Annotated in this window: 8 protein-coding genes; 5 read left to right on the top strand and 3 right to left on the bottom strand. The window is 47.5% G+C overall.

The features are described 5' to 3' along the window. Nucleotides 1-98 precede the first annotated feature (98 nt). Nucleotides 99-539, bottom strand: a complete 441-nt coding sequence (locus tag B036_RS31075; protein ID WP_020571530.1) for a response regulator — start codon at nt 537-539, stop codon at nt 99-101. Nucleotides 540-809: 270 nt separating this feature from the next. Here B036_RS31075 and B036_RS0125275 point away from each other — a divergent pair, with 270 nt between their 5' ends. From B036_RS0125275 to B036_RS31070, 5 genes are all read left to right on the top strand, one after another. After that, the gene (locus tag B036_RS0125275; protein WP_083926321.1) at nt 810-2,669 is read left to right on the top strand and encodes an alpha-L-rhamnosidase-related protein; all 1,860 of its coding nucleotides are present in this window, start codon (nt 810-812) and stop codon (nt 2,667-2,669) included. Between the two features lie 128 nt (nt 2,670-2,797). Beyond that, on the top strand, nt 2,798-4,684 hold the full coding sequence (locus B036_RS0125270; protein WP_157472435.1) for a glycoside hydrolase family 71/99 protein: 1,887 nt from the start codon (nt 2,798-2,800) through the stop codon (nt 4,682-4,684). Between the two features lie 137 nt (nt 4,685-4,821). Beyond that, nucleotides 4,822-5,145, top strand: a complete 324-nt coding sequence (gene rhaM, locus B036_RS0125265; RefSeq protein ID WP_020571527.1) for an L-rhamnose mutarotase — start codon at nt 4,822-4,824, stop codon at nt 5,143-5,145. A gap of 89 nt (nt 5,146-5,234) precedes the next feature. Beyond that, on the top strand, nt 5,235-6,707 hold the full coding sequence (locus B036_RS0125260) for a sulfatase family protein (protein ID WP_157472433.1): 1,473 nt from the start codon (nt 5,235-5,237) through the stop codon (nt 6,705-6,707). A 77-nt stretch (nt 6,708-6,784) separates the two neighbouring features. Next, a complete protein-coding gene (locus B036_RS31070; protein WP_083926319.1) occupies nt 6,785-8,305 on the top strand; it encodes a sulfatase family protein in 1,521 nt (506 codons plus the stop codon). 17 nt (nt 8,306-8,322) lie between these two features. Here B036_RS31070 and B036_RS34200 read toward each other — a convergent pair whose 3' ends face one another. After that, complete coding sequence (locus tag B036_RS34200; protein WP_020571524.1) at nt 8,323-9,486, bottom strand: DUF2610 domain-containing protein; 1,164 nt, start codon at nt 9,484-9,486, stop codon at nt 8,323-8,325. A 5-nt stretch (nt 9,487-9,491) separates the two neighbouring features. Beyond that, on the bottom strand, nt 9,492-15,899 hold the full coding sequence (locus B036_RS0125245) for a CHAT domain-containing protein (RefSeq protein WP_157472430.1): 6,408 nt from the start codon (nt 15,897-15,899) through the stop codon (nt 9,492-9,494). Between the last annotated feature and the right edge of the window lie 172 nt (nt 15,900-16,071).

The raw sequence follows: 16,071 nt of genomic DNA, 5'->3' as shown, positions 1-16,071 counted from the left end.
GGGGCTTATATTCTTGCGAATATAGTTGAAAGTATGCTCAGCGTTTTAGCAACGCAAAAGCCACTGTTGACCTGGCTGAAACCAATACGTGAAGTGGTTCAAATCCCAACACCTAACTGATGTTCGCACAGCAGGGGAACATTATCGATAAGGCGTTCTAAGCGACGACTACATTCAAACAAGCGGTACGGCTTGAACAGCAAGTCCTGGTTCGCTGTAAAAGCACCACATGTAGTCAGTTCTGTATAGCGAGAAGCGGTGATCATCAGACTAGGTAAATGGTACTGTCTGCGAAAGTGTTCCGCTAGTACAAACCCATTGACGCCTCCAGGGTAGTGATAATTGATAATCGCCACGTCAAACAAATCATGTTCGCAAAAACGCAGCGCTTCCTGAGGACCATCAGCCAACCGTACTACCCACCCGGCATCCTGCAGGGAAACTTTCAGCAAGTGCCCCTGTAAGGTGTCCTTTTCTACAATTAATACGTAGCGGCGAACTGACCTCGCATGTCCCGGGACGCTAGGCTCTTTGATCATCCCGCAAAAGTAAGCAGGTAAAATCCCAGTACATATTTTATTCAGGAATATCTGGTTATTTCTCCGGGAACGATCAATTTTCGCGAGTAAACCACTTCCCCGTTTACTTACCCCGTAGGTACAGGATGCCATCGCCAAAAGACGTGCTTACTTTTCACCCATCGTTTGACAAAGAACCTAAAAATTGGCCTGCGAGCAGTTAGCTTTCTACTATTGGCGGCCAGATTCCGGAGCATTAAACGAGTTCAACTCAAGCCCAGCCAACTGATTATGCCAAGACTACTCCCCCTGCTTCTCTCCACCTTCCGCTGCACCTGCGTCCGCGCCCTAAATAAGGGAGAGGAGAAGGGAGGGCGTAAATTTTACGAACTTCGAACAGTTCTCCCTTTACTCCTTTTGACCTTCAGCCCTTTACTCTGCGCCCAGCAACTCCCCCCGGTCTTCAGCCAAACGGAAAACGACCAGGCCCACCGTTCTCCGATGGTAAAAACCTACCTGACGCCAACACGCATCGTATGGCAATCGGACGACAGCGGTGAGTTCATCCAAAATCCCGGGTTACTGCTTAAGAAGAGCAATGGGCAGGTAGCGGTCAACGACCCTAAACTGCTTCGGTTAATCAGTACTAAGGAGCATAAACCAGGTATTCTGCTGGATTTCGGGAAAGAATTGCATGGCGGCGTAAAGATCTCGATGGGTATCAAACCCGGTAAGGAACCCGTAAAAGTCCGTGTCCGTTTCGGCGAATCAGCGATGGAGGCGATGTCTGACATCGGCGGTGAGCAGAATGCGACAAACGAACACAGCCTGCGTGACTTCGTCATCGAAGTACCGTGGCTGGGCAGCATCGAAGTGGGAGAAACCGGCTTCCGGTTCGTGCGCATTGACCTGGTCGACCCAGACGTGAACATGCCGCTCTATGCAGTCCAGGCGGCCTTTATTTACCGCGACCTCGACTACCTGGGCTCCTTCGAAAGCAGTGACCAACGGCTCAACGATATCTGGCTCACGGGCGCCTACACCGTCCACCTTAACATGCAGGACTATCTCTGGGACGGCATCAAGCGCGACCGCCTCGTATGGGTCGGTGACCTCCACCCGGAGATCATGACGGTGGCCTCCGTATTTGGCAACAACGAAGTGGTGCCCCGCAGCCTTGATCTGGCCCGCGACCAGCACCCCCTGCCACAATGGATGAACACCATCAGCAGCTACTCCATGTGGTGGCTCATCATCCACCAACAATGGTACCAGAACTACGGCGACCTCGCCTACCTTAAAGAGCAGGAGAGCTATATGATTGCGCTGCTGGACCAGCTGGAGACCTTCATCGACGAAAATAACAGTGAAACTTTAAACGGTGGCCGCTTTCTTGACTGGCCCACCAGCCCAGACCCGAAAGCCGTCCACGCCGGCCTTCAGTCGATGATGATCCTGACCTTCGACGCGGGCAGTGACATGATGAGGACATTGGGAAAACCGATGCGCCAAAAGAAGTACGCCGAAGTCGCCGTTCGCCTGCGCAAACATATTCCCGAAGGTAATACGACCAAGCAGGCAGGCGCCATGATGGCGCTGGCCGGGTTGGCTGACGCGAAGGAGGTCAACCGGGACATCCTGAAAAAGGACGGAGTTCAAAACATGTCGACGTTTTACGGCTACTACATGTTAGAGGCCATGGCAAATGCGGGCGATCACGCAGGTGCAATGGACGTAATCCGGCAATACTGGGGCGGCATGTTGGACCTGGGAGCAACGACCTTTTGGGAAGACTTCGACATCAACGACAGCCGGAACGCAACACCAATCGACGCCTTGGTACCTACCGGCAAAGACGACATCCATGGCGACTTCGGAGAGTTCTGCTACGTCGGCTACCGCCACAGTTTCTGCCACGGTTGGGCCAGCGGCCCAACGGCATGGCTCAGCCAGCACGTGCTCGGCATCACCCTGGTCGACGGTGGAGACGCCGTCCGGATCACCCCCCACCTCGGAGACCTGGACTATGCTAAAGGCACCTATCCGACCAAGCATGGATTGATTCGGGTTACACACTTTAAGACGACATCAGGCAAGGTAGAATCTTTGGTGGAGTTACCTGAAGGGATAAAGCGAGTTGATTTAAAATAGGCGATTAGCGATGGTTGATATGCGATTGGCTACCGCATGGAGATGCTCGCTGCGCCCGTAAAATGATAGGCGATATGCGATTTAGCTACCCAAAGGAAATGCTCGCTGCGCTCGTAAATAATATCAAGATGAATAAAGTAAAAAAACCTGAAGGCACAGCCGCTACGAGCGAAGTGAGCACTCACACAAATCAACTATCAACTATCGCATATCGCATATCGCACATCTGTGCGGTTATACTTCTCTCCCTGGCTCTTCCCGCTCAAGCCAGTTCCCCCGTCCTCGTCTCCCCCCAACAAGCAGATACCTGGGCAGCCACCGATAACTTAGGCCGGCAGCTTCCTTACAACCCCGAAACCGGAGACCTGAGAGAAGGCAAATTCGTAGGCATATTTTATTTCCTTTGGCTTGGTGCCCATGGCCACGACGCCCACACTAAGCCGCTGGCGGACGAAGGCGTAATGCCTAAACGGGACACCGCCTACCGTAGCCCGTACGACATCAGTAAAATCCTGGTGGCCAACCCCGACAAACCGGAATACGGTCCCGACAAGGCCTTCCACCACTGGGGGCAACCCTATTTCGGCTACTATCTTACGGATGACGAGTGGGTAATTGTGAAGCACGCCCAATTGCTCTCCGATGCACAGGTAGACGTCATCGTTTTTGACATCACCAACAGCCTGATTTACCTGCCGCAGGCGCTGAAGGTCTGCACGATATTCTCCCGGTTGCAGCAAATGGGCTGGGCGGTTCCGAAGGTGGCATTTCTGACCAACAGCAACCACGTGAAGACGACCGAACGGTTGTATGAAGGCTTTTACAAAAAGGGATTGTACGCTGATCTCTGGTTCCAGTGGAAAGGGAAACCACTGCTGATGGGTAATCCTGAAGGTCTGTCCGACGAGATCACCGGTTTCTTCAATTTCCGTCGTAGCTGGGCCTGGACGGAAGGACAGGAATGGTTTGGTGAAGGCAAAGATAAGTGGCCGTGGATCGACCACTATCCGCAAAATTACGGGTGGCACGAAAGCCCGGACGTTCCGGAACAGATCGTGGTGGCTTCGGCACAGCATCCAATTTCCAACATCGGCCGGAGTTTTCACAACGGGCGCCAGCCGGCACCGGACAACATCGATGCGGGAGCCGGATGGTTTTTCGCCGAGCAGTGGCAACGGGCGCACGAGGTTGACCCTGAGTTCGTCTTCATCACCGGATGGAATGAGTGGGTCGCCATGCGGTTTACGGATGGCCGGGCGAAGCAGATCATGGGGAAACCGATTAAAAAGGGGGAGACCTTTTTTGTCGATCAGTACAACGAGGAATTTAGCCGGGACATCGAGCCGATGCGGGGTGGATTTGGCGACAATTACTACTACCAGATGATCGACGGGATCCGGCGGTTTAAGGGGACGCGGGCGTTGCCCACCGTTAATTCGGCGGCGAAGATTTCCGTCGACGGTGACTTCACCGACTGGGAAAAGGTGACCAATATTTACTACGACCAGGCGGGCGATATCCGCCACCGCGATCACCCCGGCTGGGGGCGGATCGAAGCTTACAAAAATAACTCCGGCCGCTACGACCTGCTCGAGGCCCGAGCGACGGAAGACAATGGCTACCTGGCTTTCTATCTGCTGATCGACGGGGCCTTCCCCGACGAACGGGTACCGCAAGGCACCGAGTTATTACTGGAGAGCCGAGACATGATGGGCGAGCGAAACCTTGGCTATACGCACCGTTTAGTTTCGGGCGCGGCCGCAGGTGCCATGGATCTGCAAAGGAGCAAAGGAGGATGGCAATGGACCACCATCGGCCAGGTCCCCGTGGCGGTAAAGGGCGGTGAACTCGAACTGAAAATCCCTAAGGAACTTCTTAAAGCAGCAACCGGCGAAGTTCACTTCAAATGGATCGACAACGTGAAGCCCGACGGCGATGCCATGCGTTTTTATGACCAGGGAGATAGTGCGCCGAATGCCCGGTTTAATTATCGATTTGAGTTCAACGCTAATTAACCGGCCGTACGGAATCGAGAACCCGCCCGGCAATCGCCTAGTCCGACCACTCGGCCGAAGCGTCAGGCCCTGCGGACCGCCCCGGCGGACGAGTTGGCATCTTTTCGAAAATTGTACTAACCCATCAATAAACCAATATGGCTAAAAGGACTAAAAAAGTATTCACGATGCAGGTTTACCCCGACCAGGTGGCGGAATACATCAGGCGTCATAACCCGGTATGGCCGGAAATGGCGACTATGTTGAAGGAACACGGTGTCCATAACTACAGCATGTTTTTGGCAGAAGACGGGGTGACGCTGTTCGGCTATGCCGAAATAGAATCAGAAGAAAAATGGGCAGCGGTTGCCGATACCGACGTCTGCAAAAAGTGGTGGGACAGCATGGCACCGCTGATGCGGACCAATGAGGACAATAGTCCGGAGAGTAAGGATTTGCGGGAGATATTCTATTTGGCGTGATGGAAGGAAAGACAGGAATAGTTAGACGCTTAAAGGTAACTGGTGGGTTCACCGGACGCTCAAAGGTCCCGGCGGGATGCTTCGAGGTCATGGTGATGCTATTGCTGTGTTTAGGACTGTCTTGCGCCTCTCCACCTCCTCAAGTCAGCCCCAGGTTAAACGTCGTCCTCATCCTTACTGATGACCAGGGTGCCCACCTCTCGAAGCTCGGCACTCCTGGTATCCGAACACCAAATGTTGACCGGCTGGCAGCGGAGGGCTATTCCTTTACCAACGCCTTCGCTGCAGTTCCTTCCTGCTCCCCCAGTCGGAGTTCCATCAATACCGGCATGTACCCACACGCCAACGGGCACTGGCGTAATACCATCACGCCAGGGTTGAATGCGCCCGACAAACAGTTTGGCCGGGAGAGTTCGGTAGTGGATAAAGTCGGCATTCACGAATACATCAAAACCTTGCCGGAAATACTGGGGGAGGCGGGATACTTTACCGCCATTACCCAGAAGTTCCACATGAGTCCGCCGTGGAAATTCCCTTACACTGCCAGGAATCCGGTACATAACAACCCGGAGGAATACCGTAAGGTGATCGGATCTTATATTGACAAGGCAGAAGGTCAGCCCTTCTTTTTCCAGGCCAACGTCAGTCCACCACACCGGCCATTACACAAAAACCTGCAACAGTTCCCTGAATACCGGGTTCACCCGGACAGCGTCGCTGTACCCGACGACCTGCCTGACACCCCGGAGTTACGCAGCGACCTGGCCGAGTATTACGGAAATGTGCAACTCGCCGATGCCTGTGCGGGAGCCATCATTGATGTGCTGCGCGACCGGGGGTTGCTGGAAAACACCATTGTCATCTTCACCAGCGATCAGGGAGCAGCCTACCACCGGGCGAAAGCCTCGGTTTATTATGCCGGGCTGCACGTACCGCTGATCTGGCACGGGCCGGGTGTCCCGGTTCCGGGTATGCGGAGTGAGGCCTTGATTTCCCTGACCGACCTTATGCCGACGATCCTTGATGTGCTGAGACTTCCAATTCCAAAAACAGTACAGGGACATAGTTTCATGGGAATCATGAGCCACGGTGGTAGCGCCAGGTACCAGGGTTACGTTTTCGGGGAGCACAACAGCCACGGGCCGGCACGCGCTGAACATTACCCAAGCAGGATGGTATTTGACGGGCGTTACTACTACATCCGAAACCTGCTGCCCGATAAGACCTACGAACTCCCCGCCGACTTAAAAATGGCCGAAGTATGGGGCAATCATGCTTATGATGCTACGGTAGCGGCTGAAAATAGCCATCCGCTCCCCTACGCTCTGCTTCGGCAGTTGGAGAATGGCCGGCCAGCAGAGGAGCTGTACGATATAAAAGAAGACCCAAACCAGGTCAACAACCTTGCTGGCCAGGCAGCCTATACTTCCCAAAAAAGCAACTTGTCTACTGCACTCACCAACTGGCGGAAGCGTACGGGGGACTTGGTTGACGACCCTTTATTTATCCCTACCAGACAACCCCTCCCGCCGACTTACTCCGAAGGGGTCAATCCTGATTAACCCCGGACTGCGTTCGTCGCTGCGCGACGACTCCGTCCGGGGTACCGCCCTACTCGTACCAAACAACTCAACCTTCCATGCAAATACTACGCTCCTTCCTTCCCCTGCTCCTCTTGCCCCTACTCTGCACCTGCGACCGCGCCGCTGAAGTTAGGGAGTCAAACAGTCAAACAGTCAGAGAGTCAGAGAGTCAGGAAGTCACACAGTCAACGCGCCCGCACGTGATCTTTATCATGGACGACCAGCACCGGTACGATGCGCTGGGCAAGATCAACCCACAAGTACAAACGCCTACATTGGATGCACTTTGGGAAGAGGGTACCCTTTATTCTCAGGCTGTATGTCAGGCACCAATGTGCGTACCCAGCCGCAACTCGATCATGTTCGGCATGTACCCCAGCCAGACGGGGGTATTCCGAAACAGTGGCGGAGTGAAAGACGAGGAGCTACCCGGCAAGACCATGGCACAATACTTCAAAGATGCTGGCTACGAAACCGCCGGCTTTGGTAAAGCGCATTGGGGCCGGCACAAGACCGATACCCGGGGTTTTGAGACCCGGTACACCTCCGAGATTCCGGAAAAGGGCGGCATTACCATGGCCCAGGTAGACAGTGCCGCTAAAGCGCGGTACGATGCGGAGATCGCCCCGATGGGCCCCGGCGAGGAAAACAACCTTGGCTACCTCGGTTTCACGAGTAAGCTTCCCGAAGAGGACCACCGCGACGGCTGGATCAACGAACGCGCCATCGAATACATTAAAGCCCGGGAAGACAACCGGCCCCTATTCCTGTACCTAAGCTACATGAAGCCGCACGCCGGCCACAACCCACCGGCAGGTTACGAAGACCGTTACAATACGGACAGCATCACTTACGCCGTGCAACCGCCGTGGAAGGCCGACTACAGTCCCCATTCCAGCGGGGTAAACCGCCGGGAAATGTACGAGGGGTTCTGGAAAAATGCGACCGCTGAAGACTGGCGGCTGATGACCATGCGCTACTACGCCAACGTGACCTGGATCGACGATATGCTGGGACGGACCATGGCCGAACTGAAGAAAAAAGGACTGCTCGACAATGCCCTGATCGTGTACACCGCCGACCACGGAGAGATGCTGGGAGAACGGTATTACCGTTTTAATAAGTACTGCCTGTACGACGCCAGTGTTCGGGTTCCGCTGATCCTGGCCGGAACCGCACTGCCAGACGAACTCCGACGGGGAAACACCGATGAGCGGCCCGTGGACCTCGTAGATATTATGCCAACGGTGCTCAGTGTCGCCGGTATTGAACCGGTGGACCCTTTGCCCGGCGTCAGTTTGCTCGGGCCTGCGGCACGGGAAGGAGGGTTTGCCGCACTCCACGAGCGGGAGGGAGAGGCTGCTTTTATGTGGCGGACAAAAAAGGACAAACTAATCCTGGTCTTTAATCGGCAGGAGAACGCAGCCGATTACACAGCTGACGACATCATTGCCGGAGAGTTTTACGACCTGGAAACAGATCCGCGGGAGTGGGATGATCTGTTCGGCGAAGCGGAGTCGTTACAAAGACGATCAAAGCTTACCGGTCAAATAATCGGTCATCTTCAGAACATGTAATCCGCGTAAGTCTATAATCAATTGAGAATAGCTTCAATAACTATCTGATCTATCAGTTGATCCACTTCCTTACCATACTGCTTAGCATACCCCATTTTTTTGGCATCAATTAGTTTTTTAAGTGCTTGCTCCCTGTTGTTAATTGCCATGTAATATTTCCCCAGGTTTTTATGGGCATAGGAATTATTCTCATCCAATTCAATAGACTTTTGGATATCTTCTAATGCCCCTGGGAAGTCTCCCAGTTTCAGTCGACAGAAACCTCTATTGTTGTAAGCATACGGATGCTTTGAAATCCTTATACTAGCCGACAGTATAAGGATAGCTTCTTCAAATTCACCTAACTTCAACTTAGCATATCCCAGGTTCAAATAGTCTATTCCGTCCCCTTCTGTTTCTTGGCTTTCTATTTTCTCAGTATAGTGCGATACACTCCATTTCCATTCTCGAAAATCCTCTTCCTTTAACTCCGGTACTTTTTTTTGTGCATAGTATTCAGAAATTTCACCATTGGGATATATGTACTTAATCACATCGGCCGGAGACATTTCGGCGACACTTAGAAGGCTAAATAATTTTTGGGCATTCTTCTCAAACTGAGGCAGGTATTTCACGAATAGTTGATAGCAAGCCGTAAGCGATAGTTCTCCCCCTTCTCCTTTATATTCCGTTAGTCCAAACCTACCAGCCTGGTCTATCTTGAAATCTTTAGTTTTATAAAATTTAACAAGTTCATCCAACACGTAAGCGCGAATTAGCAGGACAAGATGAGCAACAACTCCTTGGGAACTTGGCCCACACAAGAGAATTAGAGCAAAAGTGTCATCATAATGCTGTCGGAGTAAAGAGGGCTCGACTAGCAGAGATAAGTTTTTGTCTTTTACTTTTTTTCCCTTATCCGTATTTTCTTTCTCGTCTGCCTTTTTCTTTTCTTTCTCGCTGTTTGCCGCTTCTAGTGCATAAACACTTAATTTCTCAAAATCAACGTCGTTTTTTTTTGCCAGCAATAGTAGCTTACTAAAGCTATCCATAACTTCTTGAGGGATAATACCGCCCCTTTCTGACCTCAGCCAAAGGTCTTGATATTTTAATGGGTGCTCGCCATCTGCTGGTTCTCCGATAAAAACATCGAAGGGAGCTTTTTTACTACCAAATTTACAAGGTATGGTAAATTTTTTCATAATTTCTATATCTTGATTATTCCTTGAACTCCTGAAACTTCTAAAATTTTCCGATAAAGTACTTGATTTAGCGGGCCCACCAAATGCAACTCAGCATCATTATCAAACGGGGGTGTTGATTTCATAATATAAATATCTTCATCGTATCCTGGTGCTTCCATTTTACTGAGCAGAACTCTTAAAATTTCTTGCCGTATTTTAGATTCTGTCTTAGGGTAGTTTCCAATAGCAGCTAGTATTTGTACCATAGCGTACCTGCTATTGAGGCTTTCGCTATCCATTAAGTTAGAAACTGCTTTAATGAAGTGAGCGTCTACATCTTGAAATCTTTGGGAAGCATAAATAGCTACTTGTTGCACATAAAATACATCTTTGAGTGCGGCACAGAATGCCTCTACGCATGGAGCTGTCATTTTCCTTAAATGGCTGAGGCAACTGACGGCATTCATTCTATCCGTAAACACTTTACTTCTTAGAACAATCCTTAACAAGGAGCCTTCAAAATCAGGGATTTTTTTAACGTGCAGCATGTAAGTAGCGGGTAATTTTTCGGCTCCGGCGGCTAATCCATCCAGCCAAACCATTGTCTTCATCCACTGTATACTCTCGACATGGCTTTGTATCTCTCCCGCGGGTTTATTCTCAATCAAGTTTACGGCTGTTTTTTTAACAAACTCTGCAAACTCATCCGGCTGTTGATTAAAGTAGACGCCTAAAACGCGAATACATTTTTTTGTGTAGGCGCCCCACCAGAGATCCTTAGATGCTGCGAGAAGGCCTGGTAGCACAAGTTCTTTTTTCACCAAAGTCGCCACAATCCTATTGATGATCTGGCTCAAATCTTCACCACCTGTCAATATCTCATGCCTACATATAGCTTCAGCAGCAGCGGCACGTAGCTCTTTAGATTCTCCAGTGAGAAATTGGAAGATGAAATCTTTTTCGTTTTCAAATTGACTTCTTCCTAACGCGATTACTACAAGCCCTGCCGAATAGAGATCCTCGCCTACCGTTATTTGCTTTAGTTTTCCAAGGTCATTAGTAGTCAGGCCCGAGGAATATCCAATAGCATCTATTGCAAATGGTTTGAGCAAGGAATTTCCGCTGTTAACAACGCTCATTATTGCATTTCTTATAGCATCAACAGCATCGTGAATCCTAAAATCATCTCCTAGTTTCTGCTGAAGCGAAATCGAGCTTTTAAGCAGTGCTTTAACCACTTCTTCATTTTCATTGCTAAACCCCTGCAGATAAGCATTATAAGCCTTTCTCCCGTTAACTACTTTAATCTTCCCGATGATATTTCGAGCCATTCGTGAGCGCCTACGGTGGCCTCCTGCTTCAGCCATAAGTTCAGTGATCATATTCGCCTGATCAAAAGACAGGTACTCAAAGAACCAGTGCAAACCTTTCATAAGATAGGGAGACTTTTGCTGGTGCCTACTGAGAGTTGCTTCAATATCATATAGGCAATCAAGACTTACTTCTGATGCCAAAAACCGCCCTTTATTTAATGCTAAATTGGCGCGATTTCTAAACTGGTCCTGAACTGGTTCATATTCTCCAAGCAACATTTTTTTTACGTTAACGAATGTAGACTTGTTTATAAAACCAACCTCCAGAAACAATAACGACGCAAAGCATTTTAAGTCATCGTTTCCAACATAAAGCCATTCTGATACAATGGATAAAGCTTCATTACTTGCAGATTTCACCACAAGCATAACCTTCCTGATCAAATCGAGGTGATTTCTTTGGTACATGTAACTAATCGCCAAAGCTCCTTGAAGGGTCAACCGTATCGGACGCAGACGACCTTTGGCAACTATTTTATCAATCAGTTCACGCAACCTTAAATCATCCGGGGCCTGAACCAGGCTCCAAAGTTCATCAATCCTTTCAGGAAGCATAAAGAGGTGGCTACCATCGCGCAAAAGCGCACCTATTGATAAAAGCCCCAACCTGTAATTTCGCTCCCCTAAGCTTGGTAGCTGCAAAAACTGGGGGTATATCCTATCCTCATATATGTATTTATGACTTAGCTTTCGCAAGCGATCTACCTGAATTTTAAACACTTCTGTTAGACCTGAGTCGCTTGAAATCCAGCCTTTGATTTCTCGCAAGTTCCTAGCTAGATTAACCCCTACAGGAAGTTCTTTCGCACACTGAATGGCAGAGTTGACAGCATCCATACGTTCTCCTGAGGATGAATAAGAAGCGAGCTTCAACCAGCTCTGTAGTCGTAATTCTGGATTGCTTATCTTCTTTATTATACTTGATATCATTGAACGGATTTCCTGAAATCCGTCACTGGTCTTAAAGAGAGCTCCGTCAAATTCCTGGAACAGGATCGTCTTTTTTCTAAATTTTCTGAGTACCGTATATAAAACACGAAGCTGCTTTTCAGGGCTACCTTCCCCTTCTATACTTAGTATTTTTTTATCGAGAAATTGAACCACTTTAAAATCTGCTGTCGGAAAAAAATAGTCAAAATATCCTTCTTTACTTACTTCAAATAAGACACTTCTTATGACATTATCAAATTCTTTTTCTTCTTCCCCTATTTCAGCCAAATATTCAGGAAAATAAACTTCCAGAATCTCCCTCAAAGCATAGCGGCTATGAATATTACGAAGCATTATTTCAATCACTCCATAAAACCGGCCATCAGAAAAACTATCAATTAGAGGTTTAATTTCTTTAAGAGCCCAACATTTGAAAACATCGAACTCTGTACTTAAGGCATTAATGTTGAATAGTGCCTCTTCGATGATACTTGGCAAGTCTTCTGAGAACGCCGGCATACGCTCTACTGACCACTTTTGTTGATCCGGCAAATCCGTAACCTTTGCAACATCTACGAAACTCTTTGCAATTACTTCAGGCCCCAAGCTCCTAATTTCTGCTCCCAAAGTATCCAACACTACGGAAATATTGTAAAAAGCATCGTCTGAGGAAAAACTATGCACCCACATTTCTGCCATAGCGAGAGATTGCAGATTTTTGGGTATTGCTTTAATCCAAGTAATCGGACTGGAGATTCTCTCTTCGAATGATGACGTCAATCGTATGATATTGTTAACGAAGACCTGTACTTCGTCGTCATTCATATTATCAACGATTCCCTCCAATGAACCTGATATTTCTCGGGAAATCGTACCTATCTGTTTACTTAACAGCACGTTCAACAGGCTAATTCGCTCGATAACTAGTTTGACAATGTGGCTTTCAGGATCGATTGATAGCTGTTTTAGTTCCTCCACCATCGGGTTACCGACACCCATTAGAAAAATAAGGGCATCTATTCTTTCCTGAGTGGGGCGTGTCTCAGAATGCCAAATTGCCATGCATTCTTCCGTTAATGATTCAGGAGGTGATTCAGCATCCAACGCATCAATAATGGATTCTGTAAGTGAAGATCGCCTGAAGATTCCCCTAGGGTCAAATTCGTACGACTTATCTTTTTCGATTAGTCCCCCATACAACATGATCAAAATTCGAGACCAAGACTGGCTTCCTAATATTTGTGGAACTACCTGCGGATAATCTAATAAAAACTTCCGAAACTCAAGTTCAGGATGGTTTAAAGAATCACTATTTTCGTTTGCTCTAATCGCAAGGTATTTATGAAAAGGCCAGCCCCAATTCATCATATCATCGGGCAAATTTTCAATAATGCTGCTCACAAGCGAATGGCTTGTCCAATTTAAATTTAACAGCAGATCTACAACAGCATTCTTAAAGCTTCTTTTCGAGGCAGGACTTTTCAAAAACTCGTATAGAAATTCAACTACCTGACTATATATTTCATTTTCCTTTTTACTAAAAGCTTGAAAAGTTTCTACCACATTAGAGCGAAGAATCTCACCATCTTCAAAATTTTCAGTCTTTGTATATGCGTTCAATAACTTAATCACTACGTCTCTAATCAAAGAGTTGTCCGGTAGGTATCCCATTTCAGCGAATGAGAGTGCGATAAGGTTGGCACTTCTTGGAACAAGATTATCCATTGGGTCTTTACCCTCAAGTAACGACCTTAGCAACCGATTCCTTTCGTCGGGCAGAAGATACTGGTTGAGCGTTCCAATTGCCATTAGCAATGGCTCTCGCCACCTTGGTTTATACGCCTTCTTGATTATTTCATCCGTGATCATATCCGGATAGCGAATAAGTTTCCTAGCGGCAAAATATTCCTCAAAGGTTAAATGCAGAAAGCCATACAATTCCTCAGCTCTAGCGGCTAAGATGCCAACCTCCTCGCGTAGCCATTTGAGAAAAATTTCTACCTCACTACTTATTAAGGATGGCTTAATCGGAATGGCCTTATCGGAATAATATGACGTCAGCCCTTTCCCCGTTAATACTTTCACTTCATCCGTTACTATTAGACCAACAGGATAATTTTCATGAATATGCTCAGCGATATCTTCAAGTATATAAAAAGTCTTTTCACGAAAATCTTCAATCTTTAAACCTTTATTCTGTAATCTATTCTCACCTATCTTGATGAAGTTATCAGAAGCTTTTTCATACAGTGAAACTCTAGTATCCGGAAGCTCACCATTTTCAGAGTAAAAAATCTTACATAATTCTGTCAGCAATAAAGGGTTGCTAGCTAAGTCCTTAGCGCCACTATTCTTAGCGTTAAATAGTAAGTTTATCAGTACATTAGTTTTCTCTATACTTTCAAAGTAGACCTGTTGAACTTTTCGATTAGCGTGTAAACGACTGTGAGCTGCCAGAATCCAGGTAGAACAGAAGCGTCGGATGGCGTCTTCCTGCATTGGTTGGATCGTAACATGATAAAGGTCTTCATGTTGTACCGGGCAATTATGATAACCAGCAATCCTACTAGTGATCAAGAATTTATTACGTTTCCTTATTTTTCTGGTTTTAGGAAAGTCGACTTCACGATCAATAAATTCTTGTATTTCTGCCACCATATCAGCCCTTTTGGACTTGCCTGCCCCCACCGTCTCCTCAGAAATCTCATCTAAACCATCAAGTATAACCAAAGCCTCTCCTCTGTGAAGATAATCAAGCATTAAACTATTCAGTGCTTGAGAATTGATTGGCTGACTAACCTGATCACCATCATCTAAATAATATGGTACCCGCCCCATCCAGGAGTGGCTACCAATGAATTCGGACAGTGTTATCTTTGGATTCGTTTTCTTTTGCTGTGCAAGTTCGCCGACCCTAATCAATATTGGAAGTCGCACCGGGCCAAAGTCACAGTAATCATTCTCCGCATGGATTGACGAGCCAACCATCTTTGCCTCCACACTCAGGCGCTCTTCTCCGTTCAGAACTCCTTTAGCAAATTTCAGCATTAGCCACCTCGCTAGCGTTGTTTTACCGGTCCCTGGATCTCCAAGCACAACAAGCTTATCATATTTTGAAAGTGCATCAGATAAATTAAGGTGGTTTTTAGCATTAACCATGTCGCGCTCATCGATGGATGGCATTATTGAGCTACGTCCTAGCAAGCGATTTCGCTTTTTCCGCTTTTCTACATCCGATATACCGTTAGCTGTCCAATCATTCTCAAGTTGTTCTAGTTCCTCTGCATAATATTTCTGGGTCTGTAGAATTTCATATGATTTTGAAAGCTCACCCCGGAGAGACACGAACACCTTATCTAGCGGTATATTATTTGCTCCTCGCAGACCAGGCATTTTGATAGTAGCGTGTTGCTTTATCAACCATTTGGCATAAGGCTGCAAGAGCCTTTGTCGGTTGATATAATTCCCAAGGTCCTTAATTGATAATTTAAGAACATTGTGGTCTCGAACGTACATCACCCACTTACCTCTGCTATTTGCATCAGAAAACACTGGTCGCATCGTGCGGTTTCGGTATTGTAACCTAAATTCCTCTTCCTCCTTCAAGTCCTCAGCTATTAATCTACTTTGAGCATCTTTAAAAGCTTTTCCTATTGAATGTCCTTGAGATAAGGTCCGATAAAACCTTTTTGAAAAAACCACGGCTGAACGATCTTCAATATTGACAGCCGTAGCGATTACAATGCTCACTCCAGCATCTAATAACAATTCAGCCTGAGTTTCTGTGGAGCAACCATTTAGAAAAACTACGGGAAGGCATCCATGGTCCTTAATTAAGGCTCCAATCCCTTTAGAATTAGCGGAAGCCCCCTCTAATTTGAGATGAGTACCGTCCGCGTGTCCCGCATAATGGAAAATAGCAATTTGATTCCAGTTGCGATTGAACGATGTGTATATATTTTCTAACGTCGCCGCTGATAAGCATACATGATCTACACCAGGGCAATCCATCATTGCCTCCGTTATCCCTGACTCTTCCTCGCCTAGCAAATCAAGATAAGCATCGTTATCATTAGCAAAAGCAGTCATCACTACGATCCTATCAATTGATACGTTAGGTGCTTTCACAGATGAGAATTAGAGGATTAAACAATAGATGTAATTATAGTTAATATAATCATCAAACACCAATTAATCAATTGATATTAGAAAAAAACATCTAAGCATGTCTAACGTGAGACACTCAGTTCTCCACTACCCTTAACTTGGCATAAAGTTATTAGCTTATGTCACTTTACTT

This window comes from Neolewinella persica DSM 23188, from assembly GCF_000373105.1.
In the GTDB taxonomy this organism is placed as follows: domain Bacteria; phylum Bacteroidota; class Bacteroidia; order Chitinophagales; family Saprospiraceae; genus Neolewinella; species Neolewinella persica.
Note: the sequence above shows the minus strand (reverse complement) of the source record. Positions and strands in the feature narration are given on the sequence as shown.

Bases quoted from the DNA above. Each gene is read 5' to 3' on its own strand.
- B036_RS31075 (WP_020571530.1), bottom strand. From the start codon at position 539: ATGATCAAAGAGCCTAGCGTCCCGGGACATGCGAGGTCAGTTCGCCGC.
- B036_RS0125275 (WP_083926321.1), top strand. From the start codon at position 810: ATGCCAAGACTACTCCCCCTGCTTCTCTCCACCTTCCGCTGCACCTGC.
- B036_RS0125270 (WP_157472435.1), top strand. From the start codon at position 2,798: ATGAATAAAGTAAAAAAACCTGAAGGCACAGCCGCTACGAGCGAAGTG.
- rhaM (WP_020571527.1), top strand. From the start codon at position 4,822: ATGGCTAAAAGGACTAAAAAAGTATTCACGATGCAGGTTTACCCCGAC.
- B036_RS0125260 (WP_157472433.1), top strand. From the start codon at position 5,235: ATGGTGATGCTATTGCTGTGTTTAGGACTGTCTTGCGCCTCTCCACCT.
- B036_RS31070 (WP_083926319.1), top strand. From the start codon at position 6,785: ATGCAAATACTACGCTCCTTCCTTCCCCTGCTCCTCTTGCCCCTACTC.
- B036_RS34200 (WP_020571524.1), bottom strand. From the start codon at position 9,486: ATGAAAAAATTTACCATACCTTGTAAATTTGGTAGTAAAAAAGCTCCC.